This is a genomic window from Humidisolicoccus flavus (genome assembly GCF_045689595.1).
Taxonomy (GTDB): Bacteria; Actinomycetota; Actinomycetes; order Actinomycetales; family Microbacteriaceae; genus Humidisolicoccus; species Humidisolicoccus flavus.
In genome coordinates this window covers 1,406,332-1,423,175 of record NZ_CP142724.1, presented here as the reverse complement: position 1 = coordinate 1,423,175, position 16,844 = coordinate 1,406,332, and the positions used below count along the sequence as shown (strand labels likewise).

The window sequence follows — 16,844 nt, the reverse complement described above, 5'->3', positions numbered from 1 at the left end:
TGTAATGCGCCAACGGTTGTCGCCGTATGCCGCGCGCCGTGCATCGTCGGTCTCGCATTCGGCGTGGAGTGATCATCCAGGCGCCGAAAGAAAGTTCATTCGAAGTGTTGCGTTGCGCGGACTTCGTGCATATGGTGATTGTTAACAATTAACAATCAAGTCGATGGAGACTGAATCCCAGCTGCGTTCGCAGCGGCTGAGGCGGCCTCGCATCGAGAAAGTGACCGCCTCAATGAATTCGTCCTCCAAAGTCGGCGTCGGCCGAACCGTGCTCGTCGGGCCAGTGCGCTACCCCGAGCTCTGCGAACGCGGCCGGACGCTCCTGCTTGACGAAGGCTTCACGCTGATCGAAAACGAGACCCCCCTGCCGTGGGAGCGCGAGGACCTCCTGCCCCTGCTTGCCGGAGCGGATGCTGCGGTCTGCGGCGTCGAAGAGTACCCGGCGGACATGCTTGAACTCGCACCGAATCTGCGCATCATCTCTCGTCTCGGCGTCGGTCTCGACAACATCGATCTGGTCGCAGCCCGCTCCGGTGGCGTCGACGTCGTGAACGTCCCGGGCGGAAACGCTTCTGCCGTCGCGGAACTCGCAATCGGACTGATGATCGCCGTCCTGCGGAAAATCCCCGAGATGGACCGCAAGATCCGCGACGGACAGTGGGACCGCTACGTCGGCTACGAACTGGCTGGCAAGACCGTTGCGCTCATTGGCTTCGGCGCGATTGCGCGGCTCGTTGCCAAGCGTCTCCGCGGATTCGACGTCACGCTGCTTTCCTCCGACCCGTATGCGGATCCCGCAGTCGCAGCGGACCTCGGTGTCCGACTTGCTCCTCTCGAGGAGATCGTGGCGCTCGCCGATGTCGTGAGCGTGCACGCCCCACACCTGCCCTCGACCCACCACCTCGTGAATGCCGAACTCCTGGCGCTCATGAAGCCGGGCGCGATCGTGATCAACACGAGCCGCGGTGGTCTGGTGGATGAGACCGCGCTCGCCGCGGCGCTCGACTCCGGTCACATCGCCGGGGCTGGACTCGACGTCTTCGAACTCGAACCCGTCACCACGGCGAACCCACTGCTGCAATTCGAATCCGTCGTCGCGACCATGCACGCGGCGGCTGACAGTGCTGAAGCGTATGACCGGATCGGTTACGCAACGGCACGCGCCATCGTCGATGTCTTCTCCGGCCGAACGCCAGAAAACCTCGCGAACTGATCGGCCGAGACAGGTTGATCAACTCCCTCAACGCAACAACCCATCGCAGTATCTCCAAGTAGTCCCACCACAGCACGACACCACAGCACGACCCCCACAGCACGACCCCCACCCCCGAGAAAGGAACAGTGATGTTCTCACGACGAGCAAAGAGGCTCGCGATCGCGCTGCCACTGACGGCAGCCCTCGCGCTTGGCCTCGGCGCCTGCTCAGCAGGCGGAGACGACGAGTCAGCAGACCCGACGTCACTCACGATCATTGCCGCGAACTCCCCATGGACCGAGAGCATCAAGGTCCTCGCAAAGCAGTATGAAGAAGAGACCGGCATCTCCGTCCGCGTCGAGGCGTACGGCAACGAGCAGTTGAACGACACCCTCAAGGTGAAGCTCAACGCGCAGTCCTCAGACTTCGATCTCATGGCGTACCAGGCCCAGGATGTACTGCGTGAGTTCTCGCGTAACGGCTGGCTCGCCGACATGACCGAGTACGTCGAGTCCGACGCCGAATGGGACTGGAACGACTTCCAGCAGTCCGCGCGTGACGCCGTGCAGCTCGACGGTGTCGTCTATGGCGTGCCCGTCATGACAGAGCGTCACATCATGTACTACCGCGCCGACGTGCTCGAAGAAGCAGGGATCGCGGTTCCAGAAACCCTCGAAGAGCTCGAAGCGGCAGCTGCAGCACTGCACGATCCCGACAACGGATTCTTCGGCGTTGCAATGCGTGGCGCGCGCGTGCCCATGGTGACGCAGTTCTCCTCGTTCTTGTACAGCTTCGGTGGTGACTTCCAGGACGAAGACGGCAACGCGACGCTCAATACTCCAGAAGCGATCGAAGCGTATGAGTACTACGGCAACCTGCTCGGTAACTACGGCCCTCCCGGATCGACCAACATGGGCTGGGTCGAAGCCTCCGCGATCTTCGCGCAGGGGAACGCGGCCTTCTACCTCGACGCCGACAGCCAGGCGTACACCTTCCTCGATGAAGCCAACAGCGCCGTCGTCGACACCGTCGATTACGCGAGCTTCCCGGAGGGCCCGGCCGGCTCACTGCCGTACAACATCGTGCCGCAGACCGTTGGCATCAACGAGTACTCGAAGAAGCAGGACGCCGCTTGGGAGTTCCTGAAGTGGGCGACGAACGCAGAGAACACCACCTGGATGCTCGCCGAGGAAACCGTTCCGGTGGCTCGCCAGTCGTCATGGGATGACTCCACTGCAACTGCTGCCTTCCCGGAGGGACTCGTTGAGATCATCCGCAATATCGGAGACAGCTCGGTCGGCCACGACCGCCCGCAGCTCGAGCAGGTCGCTCGTGCTCGCGAGTTCGCAGGAGGGCCGGGTGTCGTCGCGATCGAAGGCGGCGATGTCGCGGCCGCGGCCGAACAAGCGAACATCGATTTCCAGGCGCTCCTGGATTCCGAAGACCGGTAGTTGCCCTTCGTGGGGGCTCGTGGCGACACGAGCCCCCACCCAAATCTCGACGAGAGGCCAGCTGTGACTGAGCAGTCCATCGCGCGGGCGCCACAGAAGCGCACGCACAGACGAAAGCCCATCGACTGGGTCGATGCAAACCTGAAATGGATCCTGACCACTCCAGCGGTCGCATTCGTCGCCCTGCTGATCGCGTTCCCGATCGGCTACACAATCTTCCTGTCGCTCACTGACGCCGGTGGCTCAGTCACGCGACCATTCGAGTTCCTCGGGTTCGACAACTACGTGCACTGGCTCACCGACACCCGCCGATTCTGGCCCGCGGTCGGGCGCACCGCCTACTTCACGGGAATGGCGCTCGCGCTCGAACTCATCATCGGGCTCGCGATCGCGCTCCTGCTCCGGAAGACGTTCCGAGGCCAAGGACTCGTGCGGGTGTTCATCCTGCTGCCGCTCGTGGCGACCCCGGTTGCCGTCGGCATGATGTGGCTCGTGATCTTCGAGCCGTCGATCGGATTCGCAAACGTTGTCATGAACTGGCTCGGGCTCCCCGCCCAGGGCTGGCTCTCCGACAAGGACACGGCCCTGAACACGCTCATCTTCATCGACGTGTGGCAGTGGACGCCGATGGTGATCCTGATTCTCCTCGCCGGGCTCTCCGCCTTGCCGGAAGAGCCAGACGAAGCCGCGCGAGTCGATGGTGCGAACGCGTGGCAGCGGTTCTGGCACATCACGCTGCCGCTGCTGATGCCCGTCATCGCTGCTGCCGCGATCATCCGCGCGATCGATGCCCTGAAGACCTTCGACATCATCTACGCGACGAAGGGCCGAGGCGGTGGGTCGAACAACGAAGCGGAAACGCTCAACATCCTGGCCTACAGCGAAGCCTTCGAATACTCGCAGTACGGACGAGCCTCAGCCCTGCTGATGCTGTTCTTCTGCCTCATCATCATCGTGCTCGCAGTCCTTGCGATTCTCCGCAAGAAAGGAGACCGAGTATGACTCGCGTCGACACCGCTCCGGTCAAGTTCGTCCCTCACCGGAAGCGCCCATCGCAACGGCTGAAGGGTGCCGCGCGATTCATCGGCATCCTGCTGGTCGTCCTCGCGTTCCTCGTTCCGCTGCTGTGGATGCTGATGGCGAGCTTCAAATCGAACCTCGAGATCATCGACCCGAGCCGGACTTTCAACTTCACGCCGACGCTCAAGAACTTTGAGACCGTCTTCGGTGCGCAGGCGTTCGGGCCGTTCATCTTGAACAGTTTCATCGTCGGCACCGGTTCAACGCTCATCGCGCTGTTCCTCGGGCTCCCCGCCGCATACGGAATCGCTCGCTACCGCATCAAGAACGCAACCGCCTTCGTGCTGCTGGCTCGTGTGATCCCCGGCGTCAGCCTGCTGGTTCCCTGGTACTTCCTCTTCTCGCAGGTGCAGCTCGTCGGCACGTACACGGTGCTGATCCTCACGCATATCTTCGTGACGATGCCGCTGGTCGTGGCGATCATGGCGAGCTTCTTCGAGGGGGTTCCAGAAGAGCTCGAAGAATCGGCGCAGGTCGACGGCTCCAGCAAGATCGGCGCCTTCGTGCGGATCGTGCTGCCGCTGTCCGTGCCCGGCATCGCGACGGCGACGATCCTCTCGTTCATCTTCAGTTGGAACAACTTCCTGTTCGCGCTGGTGCTCTCGAATCAAGACACCCGGACGCTCCCGGTCGCGATCTCGAACTTCACGAGCTACGCGGCGGTCGACTGGGGCGGGCTCATGGCGGCCTCGGTCGTCATCACGGTGCCCGTGATCATCATCGCTCTGCTCGCGCAGCGCTACGTCGTCAGCGGTCTCACCGCCGGCGCAACGAAGGGGTAAGCAGATGCGGAGCAAGCGCACCGTCTGGGTGCTCGGCGGCGGTACCGGTATCGGCGAGGCCGTCGCGGCGGCCTTCGCTGATCCCGCTTACCGGGTCGTCGTCTCCGGGCGCCGGACCGCTGAGCTCGATGCGACGGTCAAACGCGTCTTCGCGAAGGGTGGTGCCGCAATCGCACTGCCCGCGGACGTCACCGACGAGCACTCACTCGCCGAGGCGCACGCGGCGATCACGAAGCAGTTCGGGGGAGTCGACATCCTGGTCTACTCGGCGGGCACGAACGTCACGAACCGTTTCTGGGACGACACGACTGGCGACGATTTTGCGCACGTCCTCGACGTCAACCTCACCGGTGTGACTCGAGCTGCGCTGCACGTGCTGCCCTGGATGCGAGAGCAGGGCGACGGTCTGCTCGTTCTGATCTCGTCTTGGGCAGGATGGCGGTTCTCTCCAGGAGCCGGGCCCGCTTACTCTGCGAGCAAGACCGCCGTCGGCGCGCTCGCAGAATCGATCAATGCGCGTGAGCGGCTCTCCGGGATCCGGGCAACGCACCTCTGCCCCGGCGAAGTGAAGACCGACATTCTGAACACGCGCCCGGTCGTGCCCTCGGAGGCGGCGCAGGCGCTCATGCTGCAACCCGAAGACCTCGGAAGCGCGGTTCGCTACATTGCGGATCTGCCCGCGCGCGTGTGCATCAATGAACTGGTGATCTCGCCGACTTCGAACACTTCGTACGCCTGAGCGGCCGCATTCGCCTCGTTGGGATCGAGCACCTCGATCGGCTGGCCATGCCTGCGCTCGCTCGAACCCAGAGCCTTATGGAGCCGCGAGGTATTCGTCGAGAATCGCGACAAGGTCGTACTTGCCGCTCGCAGCAGCGCGTTCGCGTGCGGTGATCCCGCTGCCCTCTGGCAAAGCAGGATCAGCTCCCGCCTCCAGCAGCGCACGCACCGTCTGGAGGTAGTGCTCCGCACCGGTGCTCGAGATCACGGCCTCGTGCAGCGCGGTCCAGCCGAGATCGTTCATGTGGTCGATCGGGACGCCGGCGGCGATCAAGATGCGCACGGTTGAGATGTGCCCGTGCTCACTCGCGGGAATGAGCGCGGTGCCTCCGAAACGGTTGGTCGAAGTGACGTCGGCGCCGTGTTCGAGTGTTCCCTGCAGGATCTCGTCGAAGCCCTCGGCCCCGGCGTACAGGAACGCGGAATCCTGGATGTCGTCCTTCACGTTGGGGTCTGCGCCCGCCTCGAGCAGCAGGAGCGCGAGTTCGGTCATTCTCGCTTTGGTCGCTGCAACGAGTGGCGTTCTCCCGTGCTCTCCTTGTGCTTCGAGATCAGCGCCCGCGGCGATGGCGGCGCTGGCGGCCGTCACATCACCCGCGGCAACCGCTGCCTGCAGCGCTGTCGTTGCCGCCGCGCGTTCTTCCTCGCTCAGAGGAGGGGAGGTCGGAGTCGGCGTTGCAGAAGCTGTTGGAGTGCTCGATGGTGTCGTCACGATGTCCTCGGTCGGTACTGGCGTCGGCGAGGTGGAAGCGCAGCCGGAGAGCGCGACCGCGAGGCCCGCCATGATGGCAAGGCTGGCTGCAGCTCGACGTGGGGAAAACAACTGCATGAGGTCTTTCTGCGAGGGTCACCTAGGGTGACTCGTTCGGGGTATCGCTCTGACTGTAACCACGCCGCGTGTGGAATCGCTATGCGCCCGAGTCGTCGCGGCGACGAAAAATGCGGGCCGCCCGATTGGGCGACCCGCATCTTGGAGAGTGTTCGATGGGCTAGTTACTGCCGCGAATGATCGCGATGATGCGGAGGATCTCAACGTAGAGCCACACGACGGTCATCGTGATTCCGAATGCAGCGGTCCAGCCGAAGGCTGCGGGAACGCCGCGCTTGACGCCCTCTTCGACACCGTTGAAGTCGATCATGAGTGAGTAGGCACCGAGCAGGACCGCGAGGCCACCGAGCAGGAGACCCAACGGGATGCCGAAGACCTCGGCCGAACGCAGGCCCCATGGGTCCTGGTTGACGCCCGTGATCATGAGCACGAAGTTCACGAGGGAGAACAGCGCGTAGCCACCGAGCGCGATCATGAAGAAACGCGTGAACTTCGGGGTCACGCGAACGATGCGGAACGAGTACAGGAAGAGCGTGACCGCGAATACCGCGGCGGTCGCGAGCAGCGCCTGGAAGATGATGCCAGGAAGGCCCATGCCGTACTCGACCATGTGGCTGAGACCACCGGCGAAAAGACCCTGAGCCGCGCCGTACGCGAGGGTCAGCGGAGCCGAGGGCTTCTTGCGGAAGATCAAGATGAGCGCGAGCACGAATCCGACGATTGCCGCTGGGATCGCAACGACCGGGAAGGTGAGGCCGACAACGAACATGAGTGCGCAGACACCGAGTGTCGCGAGCGTCTTCATGATGACGCCGTCGTAGCTCAGACGGTTCGTGTCAACCGAGCCCGCAGAAGGGCGGTCGTACATTGCGCCGAGCTGCTCTGGATTTGGCGCGTTGTACTGCGGCGCACCTGCTGGAGCCTGCTGGCCGTACTGAGGCCGACCGTACTGCTGCTGGCCATACTGTTGCTGACCGTACTGCTGCTGTGCACCCTGGCGAGCCTCGTTCCGACGAGCCTTTTCAGAGAATGCAGGGTTGGTGCTGAATGCGGGATTGCTCACGTGTTCGCTCCTGAGAATTGAAAGATTGTCCCAAGACTACCGGCGATCCATATGACTTTGCTGTGGATGCCTGGGTGTTCGCCTGAGGCGTCGCGATGGTGACGGCGGTCGATTCGAGTCCACCCGTAGCGCGCCGCACTCGGGCGCACCGGCATACTGGAACGCGTGACGACCCCACTCATCATCGGCCACCGTGGAGCGAGCGGATACCGCCCGGAGCACAGCGAAGAGTCGTATCGTCTCGCGATCAGGCTCGGTGTCGATGCGATCGAGCCCGACATCGTGGCAACACGAGACGGCGTGCTGGTCCTGCGTCACGAGAACGAGATCTCCGGAACGACCGACGTTGCCGAACGCTCGGAGTTCGCCTCGCGCAGAACAAAAAAGCTGGTCGATGGAGTTCCGATCACTGGTTGGTTCACCGAAGATTTCACCTGGGAGGAGCTGCGGACGCTCCGAACCCGTGAGCGCCTTCCGAAGCTGCGTCAGCACAGCGCGAGCTTCGATGGTCAGGGAAGAATCCTGCGACTCGACGATCTGCTCGATCTGCTCGATGACAGCGGGACAGGTCTGGTCGCTGAGGTGAAGCATGCCAATTACTTTGCAAGCATCGGAATCCCGCTCGACGAGCTCATCGCCGAGCGCTTGCATGCTCGGTCCTGGGCGAATCACGCGAAGCTGGTGGTCGAGAGCTTCGAGGAGCGCGTCCTGCATCAGCTTTCGGAGCGTGGCATCGGCGGGCAACGCGTCTATCTGATGGAGCGAACGGGGGCCGCCGCAGACCTCCGAGCCCAGTACGGATCGCAAGCCACCACCTACGCGCAGCAGTGCAGCGACGCCGGACTCACCGCGCTCGCCGAACGGGTTGACGGAGTGAGTGTCGATAAGAAGATCCTGATCGATACCACCACCCAGTACCCGCGCTCGACCGATTTCATCGACCGAGCGCACGCTGCCGGACTCCTCGCCTTCACCTGGACACTCCGACCCGAGAACGGCTTCCTTGAGAAGCCACATCGCGGCACGGGCGCAAAAGCGGACTGGGGTGACTGGATGCGCGAGTGGGGCATCATCATCGGCGCGGGCATCGACGGGATCTTCGTCGATCACCCAGATCTTGGCAGGTATGCGGCAGAGCGAGCAGGAACGGCAGGGGTCAAGGCATGAGCACGACCGCGTCGAACGGAACCGAGCAGGCTGCCCCGCGGCAGGGAGCCTCGGTGCAGGGCGAACACCTCGTTCGCAGCGAGACCTCCTTCGACCGCGCGGAGATCCTCGATCTTTACGACTCCGTCGGCTGGGCCGCCTACACGAAGACGCCGGAGGTGCTGTTGGCAGCGCTCGAAGGTTCGAGTCTCGTGCTCACGGTCCGCGGCGGCGATGGTTCGATCCTCGGGCTCGCGCGAGTCTTGAGCGACGCCGCTACGATTTGCTACGTCCAGGACATCCTGGTTCGTCCGGAGCAGCAGGGCAGCGGCGTCGGGGCAGCGCTGTTCGCCGAGATTCTCGAACGCTTCGCCCACGTCCGCCAGCTCCTGCTCCTCACTGATGACGAGCCCGGTCAACGTGCCTTCTATGAGCGGATGGGATTACGGGAACTCCGCGATTTCGAAGGCGCCCCGTTCCGCGCGTTCGTGCGTTTCGCCACGGCATAACCGCCGGCCAATTTCCTGTCGGTGCTCGCACCTAGGATGATTGATCTATGAGCGATTTGTGGGGTTTCGACGAGGCAGATTTTGCACCAGCGAACCCGGGCAAGGGCTCCGGCGAGCTCGCCCTCAGTGATCTCGCTGAAGAAGACCCCCTGCTTGCAGGCTTGAACCCGCAACAACGAGAAGCGGTCACGTACCGGGGCCCAGCGCTGCTGATCCTCGCGGGCGCGGGCAGTGGCAAGACGAGAGTTCTGACGCATCGCATTGCGGGTCTCCTTCGCACCCGAGAAGCCTGGCCGAGCCAGATCCTCGCGATCACGTTCACGAACAAGGCCGCGGCAGAGATGCGCGAGCGGGTCGAGCGGCTCATCGGCGACACCGCGAAGGGCATGTGGATCTCCACCTTCCACTCGGCCTGCGTTCGAATCCTGCGCCGTGAGGCAGAGAATTTCGGTTTCAAGCAAGCGTTCACGATCTACGACTCCGGCGACTCGAAGGCGCTCCTGAAGCGCATCATCAAAGAGAACGGCGACGACGTGCAGGGCCTCACGCCCGGCGGAGTCGCGAGCAAGATCTCGAAGGCAAAGAACGAACTCCACGACGTCGACTCGTATATCGGCACCGCACAGATGTCGAACCCGGCCGAGCAGCGCTTCGTCGAGATCTGGCGTCGCTACGACGCAGAACTGCGCCGTGCAAACGCCTTCGACTTCGATGACCTCATCGGCCAAACGGTGTTCCTGTTCCGAGCGTTCCCGCAGATCGCGGCGCTCTACCGACGACGTTTCCGGCACATCCTCGTTGACGAGTATCAGGACACCAACCACGCGCAGTACGCCCTGATTCGCGAACTCACCAGGCCCGTCGACGAACGTGACCTTCCGCTCGATCTCCGCAGGGGCGACCTCGAAGGCTCGAGCCTCACGGTCGTGGGTGACTCCGACCAGTCGATCTACGCCTTCCGTGGTGCCGACATCAGGAACATCGTCGAGTACGAGCGTGACTTCCCGGGTGCGCGGGTCATCAAGCTCGAACAGAACTACCGTTCGACGCAGAACATCCTCTCGGCTGCGAACGCGGTGATTCAGAACAACTTCGACCGTCCCGACAAGAACCTCTGGACCGACTCCGGCGACGGCGACAAGATCGTCGGCTACACCGGGTATTCGGGTCACGACGAGGCGCAGTTCGTGGCCGACGAGATCGTCGAACTCTCCTCGAAGGACGCCGACTACAACGACATCGCGATCTTCTATCGCACGAACTCCCAGACTCGTGCGCTCGAAGAGATCCTGATCCGCACGGCGATTCCTTACAAAGTCATCGGCGGCACGAAGTTCTACGAACGCGCCGAGATCAAAGATTCGCTCGCCTATTTGGTGACGACCGCGAACCCGGACGACTCCTTGAGTCTTCGCCGCATCATGAATGTTCCCAAGCGTGGAATCGGTCCCGCGACAGAGGCGGCGCTCCAAGCGTTTGCTGACGAGCACGAGATCTCGCTGCGGAGCGCACTGCGTCGAGTCGACGAGCTGGGCCTCGGCCCAAAGGTCACCGGCGCGATCCGCGACCTCGCGGCGCTGCTCGACTCGCAGAGCGAGAAGCCAGACGCTGATCCCGGTGAGATCCTCACCGAACTCCTGAACCGCTCCGGTTACATCGAGCAACTGCGTCGTTCACCCGACCCGCAGGACGCGGCACGGCTCGAAAACGTCGAAGAACTTGTGTCGGTTGCGAAGGAGTTCCGCAAGGCGAACTCCACGGGCACGCTCGTCGACTTCCTGACCGACGTTGCGCTCGTTGCGGCCGCCGACGAACTCGACGACTCACGCGGCTCCGTCTCGCTCATGACACTCCACACGGCGAAGGGTCTCGAATACGACAACGTGTTCTTGACCGGCGTCGAAGAAGACCTGTTGCCACACCGCATTGCAGCCGGCGAACCCGGTGGGCCTGCAGAGGAACGGCGACTGTTCTATGTCGGCATCACGCGTGCTCGGAAGCGTCTATACCTCTCGCTCGCGATGACTCGAGCGCAGTTCGGTGAAGTCAATGTGGCGATGCCGAGCAGGTACCTGCAGGAGATCCCGAACGAGCTGATCGCGTGGCGACAGTCACCGGGCGATGTGAACTCTCGCGGTGGAACGCAGCCGCGCGCTTTGAACGCGCAGCGCAAGGGCTATGGCGGTGGTGGGTTCAATCGCCGCGACGAAGTCGATCGCCTCGGCCCTTCGACGACAAAGAAAGAGTTTCCGAATACGGTCACCAAGATCCGCGACAACGGTGAACTCGAACTCGAACCTGGCGACAGAATCCGTCACGCAGACTTCGGTGAGGGCAAAGTCAACGCGGTCACGGGTGCCGGTGCGAAGCGGGTTGCCGAAGTGCATTTCGATACGGCTGGCAAGAAGCGACTTCTGATCAAGATCGCGCCGATCGAGAAGCTGTAGCTCGCTCGACGTTGTAAGTGATCGCCGCGCGGACGAGGTCCCTGAACGCGGCATCGTCGAGCGCATCGCCCTCGGCGAGCTCGACCGAGCGACGCTGGTTCCCGCCCAGCTCACCGTTGAAGATCTGCTTCGGATCATCCAACAGAGCTCCGTACATGAACCCGAGTTTCACCTTCTGTTTGAAGATGTTGCCGACTACGATGATGCCTTCATGCTCCCAAACCGGTGCCCCGCGCCATTTCCAGGTTTCGAGAATCGTCTCGTCGACTTCGTGAATGAGTGCGCGCGCATGACGTAGCGCTTCGCCGCGCCAATCCGGGTGGTCGGCAATGAGCGCGTCGATGTGTTCGGAGGCGGAGCGTTCGGCGGGTGAGGCATCCATACGGATAGTGTTCACCGTTTTGGCGAGTTCGGGAAGAGTGTTCGGCTCCGAGGGAGCGGCGGGTCGAGACGCTCTCGCAATCGCGCGGCTGTGCGAGCATGAAGGCATGGCAGGGTTTCATCACGTCGAGTTGTGGGTCGAAGACCTTGCCGAGGCGAGTGCCGAGTGGGGGTGGCTCATGGCAAGGCTCGGGTTTGAGTCCTTCGGACAGTGGTCAACCGGCCAATCCTGGGCGGCGGGAGGCGCGTACCTCACGATCACGACCTCCCCGAATCGTGCTGATGGTCCACACGACCGTCGCCGCACTGGCGTGAACCACCTCGCGTTCCATGGCGGTTCGACCACGGCAGTCGACTCGATCATGGCGACGGCCGCGGAACACGGATGGACCCCGCTTTACCAGGAGCGGTACCCCAACGCGGGCGGACCCGAGCACTACGCGGGCTGGCTCGAAAACTCCGCTGGCTTCAAGGCTGAGATCGTCGCCGATCGGGAGCTCGGTTCGAGGTTGTAGCCAGAATCGCCGCGAGCGCTCAAGACTCCATCGCAAACTTGGCGTTCGATATCAACGCTCTATAAAGAGCGCACTTCGGAGAACTTCCTTCAGAGGCTCAAGGTCGAATTGGTTTCTCGCAATGTGACATGCGGAGTGCAACTCGGACATCCCGACCCGATTCCAAGACATCCCGCGTCCGCTTTCGGCAAGCAACTGCGCAAAGAACTCGCGTTGAGTTCTGCCGTTGCCCTCACGGAAGGGGTGAGCAAAATTGAGGTAGTCGTAGAGTTCTGCCAGGTGATGGGGAAGATCGGAATCAGGTATGTCTCGAAGATTTGCTGATTGGGCGATTCGTGATGTTGCAAACCATACGACCCGCGAAATGAGAGGAGGCGGAGCAAACGACTCTCCATCACCCCTTCCGAGGCCGACGCTGCGCAAATCTCCAGCCCACTCGTAGACGTCCTGGAAGAGATAGCGATGAAGGCTTTGGAGGTGATTGAGATCGAAGGAACGCCTTATCAAAGAAGGATTCTCTCGCAATTCGGCAAGCCGGATCTCGAGCAGGTCATTCTCTGCCTTTTCTAAAGCAGCGGCATCGTGAAGGCCAAGCCTATTTCGTAGAGTCCGCGATCCGGGTTCAACGAGATACGCATCCCATCGTTCGTCATCAGTGCCGAACTCCCATGGGTGACTGTCGATCAAGCAAGCCCATATCGCGAGCGCACCCGATGACCGAGTTGCTCAATGTCGATCTCGCCACGAACGTATGCGTCCTGATCCGCGCGAGTTTCATCCGTGCTCCGTGAGCCTTCAAGTTCGCTTGATCGGCGAGCATCGTTGATTGCGCGCTCACGATCCTTCAGGTTCGCAACTATTTTCGTACTCATGAGGTGCTCTCCTTCTGCATCTCAACTGTAGCGACAGTGCAGTCGTTGGCAGGGATTGACGAGGTAAAGGCGAGAACCTGCTGTTGTGGAGAAGCGCGAGCCGTTCCGCCTGGTGTCTCAAGCAAATTCGAGCTCGCTGAACGCCGTCACTCGCGATCGATAATCGGCGGCTAGCGGCCTAGAAGATGCGGAATCCGACCAGGACGAACGCGACGAGCACGAGCACTGCGACAACGATGAACACTGGGCGGAAGCGATTGAACATGGTGCGCGCCGGGCGCCCGTCGTCGAAGCGGTCGTACTCCGGATCGAGCTCTGGCGGGATTGCAACCTGGTCGTTCATCTCGTCACGCATGTCTTCAATGATGCCGGACTCCGCAATGCCCGCGAAAGCAGGTTCTCTCTCGGCACAGTTGCCGAACCACCTCACAACAGTGCGCCCCGCCAGAAGCTACTGGCGAGGCGCACTGCGTACATCGAACGGCGAGGGTTACACCCCAGACTTCGGAGGCTCCGGCTCGTCGCCGTGCTTGTGCGCGAACTCGGCTTCGGTCTCATCAGCAATCTGCTTCAGCTGAATCGTCGTCGTGTCGAGTGGTTGGGCTTCGAAGGCAGCACGCCGGCGCTTCAACCAGATTCCGAGAATCAGGATCAGCGCGAGCGCACCGTAGGCGACCATCGTGAACGGGCTCTGCACGAGGTAGGTGACATCGCCCTGGCTGATGGCCATCGCCTTCCGGAGCTGTTCTTCCGCCATCGGTCCGAGGATGCCGCCGATCACCATGGGTGAGACGGGGTACCCGTACCGTCGCATGAAGAAGCCGATGACACCGATCAAGAACAGCACACCGATATCGAAGACCGTGAAGTTCAGTGCGTACGCACCGAGGCCCGCGAACACGAGAATGCCGGCGTACAGGTACGGCCGCGGGATCTGCAGAATCTTCACCCACATGCCAACGAGCGGCAGGTTCAAAATCAACAGCACGGTGTTCCCGATGTAGAGGCTCGCGATGAGCGCCCACACGAGACCCGACTGGTTTTCGAACAGCAGCGGTCCGGGGCGAATTCCGTAGGACTGGAAGGCCGAGATCATGATCGCTGCGGTCGCAGTCGTCGGGAGTCCGAGTGTCAAAAGCGGTACGAGCACTCCGGCGGCGGCGGCGTTGTTTGCTGCCTCCGGCCCTGCGACACCCTCGATCGCTCCCTTGCCGAACTGGCGTTTAACTGGCCCCTTCGCGAGTTTGCGCTCCGTTGCATACGACAGGAACGTCGCGACGTCGGCGCCACCCGCGGGGATGGTTCCGATCGGGAAGCCGATCGCAGTGCCGCGAAGCCAGGGCTTCCAGGAACGACGCCAGTCGTCTTTGCGCATCCAGTTGCGCCATCCCTTGGTGATCGGGATGATCGGGATCTCGCCGCGGTTGAGTCGCGCCGACACGTACAGCGCTTCACCCATCGCGAAGAGCCCGACGGCGATAATGACGACGTCGATGCCGTCAGCGAGGCTGGGGAGGCCGAGCGTGTAGCGCTGTTGACCGGTGAGCACTTCGGTGCCGATGAGCCCGAGGAAGAGGCCGAATCCGAGGGAGACGAGCCCTCGCGGGACACTTGAACCGAGTAGCGCACCAACGGTCATGAAGGCGACGACGATGAGCGCGAAGTAGTCGGCCGGGCCGAGCTGCACCGCGACCTTGGCAATACTCGGGGCGAAGAACGTGAGCCCGACGGTTGCGATCGTGCCGGCGACGAAGGAGCCGATTGCCGCGGTTGCGAGCGCTGCTGCACCACGACCGGCTTTCGCCATCCGGTTTCCTTCCATCGCGGTCACGATGGAGGCGGATTCGCCAGGGGTGTTGAGCAGGATCGAGGTCGTTGATCCGCCGTACATTCCGCCGTAGTAGATCCCGGCGAACACGATGAGCGCACCGGTGGGATCGAGCGAGTAGGTGAGCGGGAGCAGCAAAGCCACGGTCATTGCCGGGCCGATGCCGGGAAGCACTCCGACGGCGGTCCCGACGAACACGCCGAGGAAGCCGTAGAGCAGGTAGATGGGCTGCAGCGCCGTTGCGAAGCCCTCGAGCAGGTTGGTCAGGCTATCCATTGAGGAACGGGATCCATCCGAGTAGCGGCCCCGCGGGGAGCGAGAGGCCGAGGAGGTGCGCGAAACCGAACTGCGTGAGGAGTCCGATGATGAGGCCGATCAGGATCGCACGCCACCATTTCTTCGCGCCGAGAGAGGGAGGCTCCGGCGAACAGCACCGTCACCGCGATGGGCCATCCTGCGAGCGGGATCAGCACGATCAGCGAGAGAAAGCAGGCGCTGATCTTGATGACCGTGAACCACGAGGTCGGGACGTCGGCGGCGATGTCTTCGCCGCCTTCCGGGTCGCCGAGTTTGCCGCGCAGGATCCCGATGAAGACCGCGATCCCTGCAAGCAGCAGCAGGATGCCGACGCCGTAAGGGAACGCCCGAGCGCCGAGCACGTTCGAAGAACCAGCTGGAACGCGGATCATGCCAGCCCCGATGAGGACGACGATCGCGAGGACGATGACGACGGAGGCGAAGACGTACTCGCCGATCGGGAATTTGCGAGGGGTGGTCGCTGAAGATTCAGCGACCACCCCCTGCTCGTGTGCGGTTGTCATTCCGTCAGTCCGATAGTGCGCAGAGTCTCCTGCACCTCGGTGATGTTCGCCGTCAGGAAGGTGTCGAACTCGTCGCCGGGCATGAAGGCGTCGTCCCAGCCATTGGTGGTGAGGGCTTCTTGCCAAGCTTCTGTGCCGTGCAGTTCCGTGACGAAGTCGATGAGGAGCTGGCGGTCCTCCTCCGAGATGTTGCCGGGTGCGAGCACGCCGCGCCAGTTCGTCAGTTCGACGTCATAGCCGGATTCGATGAGGGTCGGAGCATCTGGCAGGCTTTCGAGGCGTTCTGGACCCGAGACCGCAAGCGCTCGCAGCGAGCCCGCGTTGATCTGCTCGATGAACTCTCCGGCACCGGAGATCCCGGCCTGGACGTTGTTGCCGAGCAGCATGGTCACTGCCTCGCCGCCACCGGAGTTCGCGATGTAGTTGAGGGTCGAGGTGACTTCGCTCGGGTCGACGCCGGCTGAGGTGAGCAGCATTCCGGCGAGGATGTGGTCCGCGCCACCAGCGGAGCCGCCGGTCACTGCAATCGCTGGGCCTTCTTCGACGATCGCGTCGACGAGGTCGTCAATGGTCTCGTACGGCGAGGCCTCTGGGACGACAACGACGAGCGACTCCTCTGTGAGTTTCGCGATCGGAGTCGTGTCTTCGATTCGAGTGCCCGACTGGTTGGTCTCGACCGCGCCGACCATGACGAGACCGGTCACCATGAGGGTGTGCGGGTTCTGCTCGGTCGCGAGTGATGCGAGGCCGACCGTGCCGCCGGCGCCGCCGATGTTGGTCACGGGGGCGGTCGACACGAGGTCTGACGAGAGGGCGATCTGCGCTACTGCGCGAGCGGTCTGGTCCCAGCCGCCGCCGGGGTCTGCTGGGGCGATGATGTTGACTGCCGAGAGGCTGCCATCACCGGAGTTGTTTGAACCGCCGCCGGTTTCGCCGGTTGAGCAGGCAACCAGTGTGAGGGCGGTGAGACCGGCAAGTGTGGCGGTGGCAAGGGCCCTGGTCCGCGTGGAACGTCGCTGCATTGATCGCATTTCTCCTCCTTGAGCGCCCGAGTTCGTCCTCGGGTCGCGATCTGATTGGAAGAGTAAGGGGATCGCCGGGCTTCCTCGCGATTGTGGAAGTAAGAAACGTTTTGGTCGTTTTGG

The 16,844-nt window shown here is 62.7% G+C and carries 18 protein-coding genes; 9 read left to right on the top strand and 9 right to left on the bottom strand.

Annotated features, from left to right (window positions below; translation table 11 throughout):
* Positions 1-232: 232 nt before the first annotated feature.
* The 5 genes from U2H20_RS06800 to U2H20_RS06780 all read left to right on the top strand — a co-directional run bounded on the left by U2H20_RS06800 (position 233) and on the right by U2H20_RS06780 (position 5,247).
* Positions 233-1,213, top strand: a complete 981-nt coding sequence (locus U2H20_RS06800) for a phosphoglycerate dehydrogenase (protein ID WP_430591539.1) — start codon at positions 233-235, stop codon at positions 1,211-1,213.
* A gap of 131 nt (positions 1,214-1,344) precedes the next feature.
* On the top strand, positions 1,345-2,646 hold the full coding sequence (locus tag U2H20_RS06795; protein ID WP_430591538.1) for an ABC transporter substrate-binding protein: 1,302 nt from the start codon (positions 1,345-1,347) through the stop codon (positions 2,644-2,646).
* Positions 2,647-2,709: 63 nt separating this feature from the next.
* On the top strand, positions 2,710-3,648 hold the full coding sequence (locus U2H20_RS06790) for a carbohydrate ABC transporter permease (RefSeq protein WP_430591537.1): 939 nt from the start codon (positions 2,710-2,712) through the stop codon (positions 3,646-3,648).
* Complete coding sequence (locus U2H20_RS06785) at positions 3,645-4,508, top strand: carbohydrate ABC transporter permease (RefSeq protein WP_430591536.1); 864 nt, start codon at positions 3,645-3,647, stop codon at positions 4,506-4,508. Before U2H20_RS06790 ends, U2H20_RS06785 begins: the two co-directional genes overlap by 4 nt.
* A 4-nt stretch (positions 4,509-4,512) precedes the next feature.
* The gene (locus tag U2H20_RS06780) at positions 4,513-5,247 is read left to right on the top strand and encodes an SDR family oxidoreductase (protein WP_430591535.1); all 735 of its coding nucleotides are present in this window, start codon (positions 4,513-4,515) and stop codon (positions 5,245-5,247) included.
* Positions 5,248-5,322: 75 nt separating this feature from the next.
* Here the strand turns inward: U2H20_RS06780 and U2H20_RS06775 are convergent, their stop codons facing one another.
* On the bottom strand, positions 5,323-6,117 hold the full coding sequence (locus tag U2H20_RS06775) for an ankyrin repeat domain-containing protein (protein WP_430591534.1): 795 nt from the start codon (positions 6,115-6,117) through the stop codon (positions 5,323-5,325).
* Positions 6,118-6,277: 160 nt separating this feature from the next.
* On the bottom strand, positions 6,278-7,180 hold the full coding sequence (locus U2H20_RS06770; protein WP_430591533.1) for a Bax inhibitor-1/YccA family protein: 903 nt from the start codon (positions 7,178-7,180) through the stop codon (positions 6,278-6,280).
* A 165-nt stretch (positions 7,181-7,345) separates the two neighbouring features.
* Between U2H20_RS06770 and U2H20_RS06765 the strand changes: the two genes are divergently transcribed.
* Genes U2H20_RS06765 through U2H20_RS06755 form a run of 3 tightly spaced genes read left to right on the top strand, consistent with a single transcriptional unit; the run spans position 7,346 to position 11,282 of the window.
* Positions 7,346-8,347, top strand: a complete 1,002-nt coding sequence (locus U2H20_RS06765; RefSeq protein WP_430591532.1) for a glycerophosphodiester phosphodiesterase family protein — start codon at positions 7,346-7,348, stop codon at positions 8,345-8,347.
* Entirely contained in the window at positions 8,344-8,835 is a 492-nt protein-coding gene (locus U2H20_RS06760; protein ID WP_430591531.1) for a GNAT family N-acetyltransferase, read from the top strand. Before U2H20_RS06765 ends, U2H20_RS06760 begins: the two co-directional genes overlap by 4 nt.
* Before the next feature lie 47 nt (positions 8,836-8,882).
* Positions 8,883-11,282, top strand: a complete 2,400-nt coding sequence (locus U2H20_RS06755) for an ATP-dependent helicase (protein ID WP_430591530.1) — start codon at positions 8,883-8,885, stop codon at positions 11,280-11,282.
* On the opposite strand, the gene U2H20_RS06750 is transcribed toward U2H20_RS06755, so the two are convergent.
* Positions 11,254-11,664 (bottom strand): DUF1801 domain-containing protein, encoded by a 411-nt coding sequence (locus tag U2H20_RS06750; protein ID WP_430591529.1) that lies wholly within the window; start codon positions 11,662-11,664, stop codon positions 11,254-11,256. The genes U2H20_RS06755 and U2H20_RS06750 overlap by 29 nt on opposite strands.
* 106 nt (positions 11,665-11,770) lie before the next feature.
* On the opposite strand from U2H20_RS06750, the gene U2H20_RS06745 reads away from it, so the two are divergent.
* The gene (locus U2H20_RS06745; RefSeq protein WP_430591528.1) at positions 11,771-12,178 is read left to right on the top strand and encodes a VOC family protein; all 408 of its coding nucleotides are present in this window, start codon (positions 11,771-11,773) and stop codon (positions 12,176-12,178) included.
* Between the two features lie 51 nt (positions 12,179-12,229).
* Here U2H20_RS06745 and U2H20_RS06740 read toward each other — a convergent pair whose 3' ends face one another.
* The 6 genes from U2H20_RS06740 to U2H20_RS06715 all read right to left on the bottom strand — a co-directional run bounded on the left by U2H20_RS06740 (position 12,230) and on the right by U2H20_RS06715 (position 16,730).
* The gene (locus tag U2H20_RS06740; RefSeq protein WP_430591527.1) at positions 12,230-12,865 is read right to left on the bottom strand and encodes a Fic/DOC family protein; all 636 of its coding nucleotides are present in this window, start codon (positions 12,863-12,865) and stop codon (positions 12,230-12,232) included.
* A complete protein-coding gene (locus U2H20_RS06735) occupies positions 12,862-13,050 on the bottom strand; it encodes a hypothetical protein (protein WP_430591526.1) in 189 nt (62 codons plus the stop codon). The genes U2H20_RS06740 and U2H20_RS06735 overlap by 4 nt, the downstream gene beginning before the upstream one ends.
* A gap of 178 nt (positions 13,051-13,228) precedes the next feature.
* Complete coding sequence (locus U2H20_RS06730) at positions 13,229-13,405, bottom strand: hypothetical protein (RefSeq protein ID WP_430591525.1); 177 nt, start codon at positions 13,403-13,405, stop codon at positions 13,229-13,231.
* 135 nt (positions 13,406-13,540) lie between these two features.
* Positions 13,541-15,154, bottom strand: coding sequence for a tripartite tricarboxylate transporter permease (locus U2H20_RS06725; RefSeq protein ID WP_430591524.1), 1,614 nt, complete (start codon positions 15,152-15,154; stop codon positions 13,541-13,543).
* On the bottom strand, positions 15,142-15,699 hold the full coding sequence (locus U2H20_RS06720; RefSeq protein ID WP_430591523.1) for a tripartite tricarboxylate transporter TctB family protein: 558 nt from the start codon (positions 15,697-15,699) through the stop codon (positions 15,142-15,144). The genes U2H20_RS06725 and U2H20_RS06720 overlap by 13 nt, the downstream gene beginning before the upstream one ends.
* Positions 15,696-16,730: a Bug family tripartite tricarboxylate transporter substrate binding protein gene (locus U2H20_RS06715; RefSeq protein WP_430591522.1), complete on the bottom strand. Its 1,035-nt coding sequence runs from the start codon at positions 16,728-16,730 to the stop codon at positions 15,696-15,698. Before U2H20_RS06715 ends, U2H20_RS06720 begins: the two co-directional genes overlap by 4 nt.
* Positions 16,731-16,844: the final 114 nt, after the last annotated feature.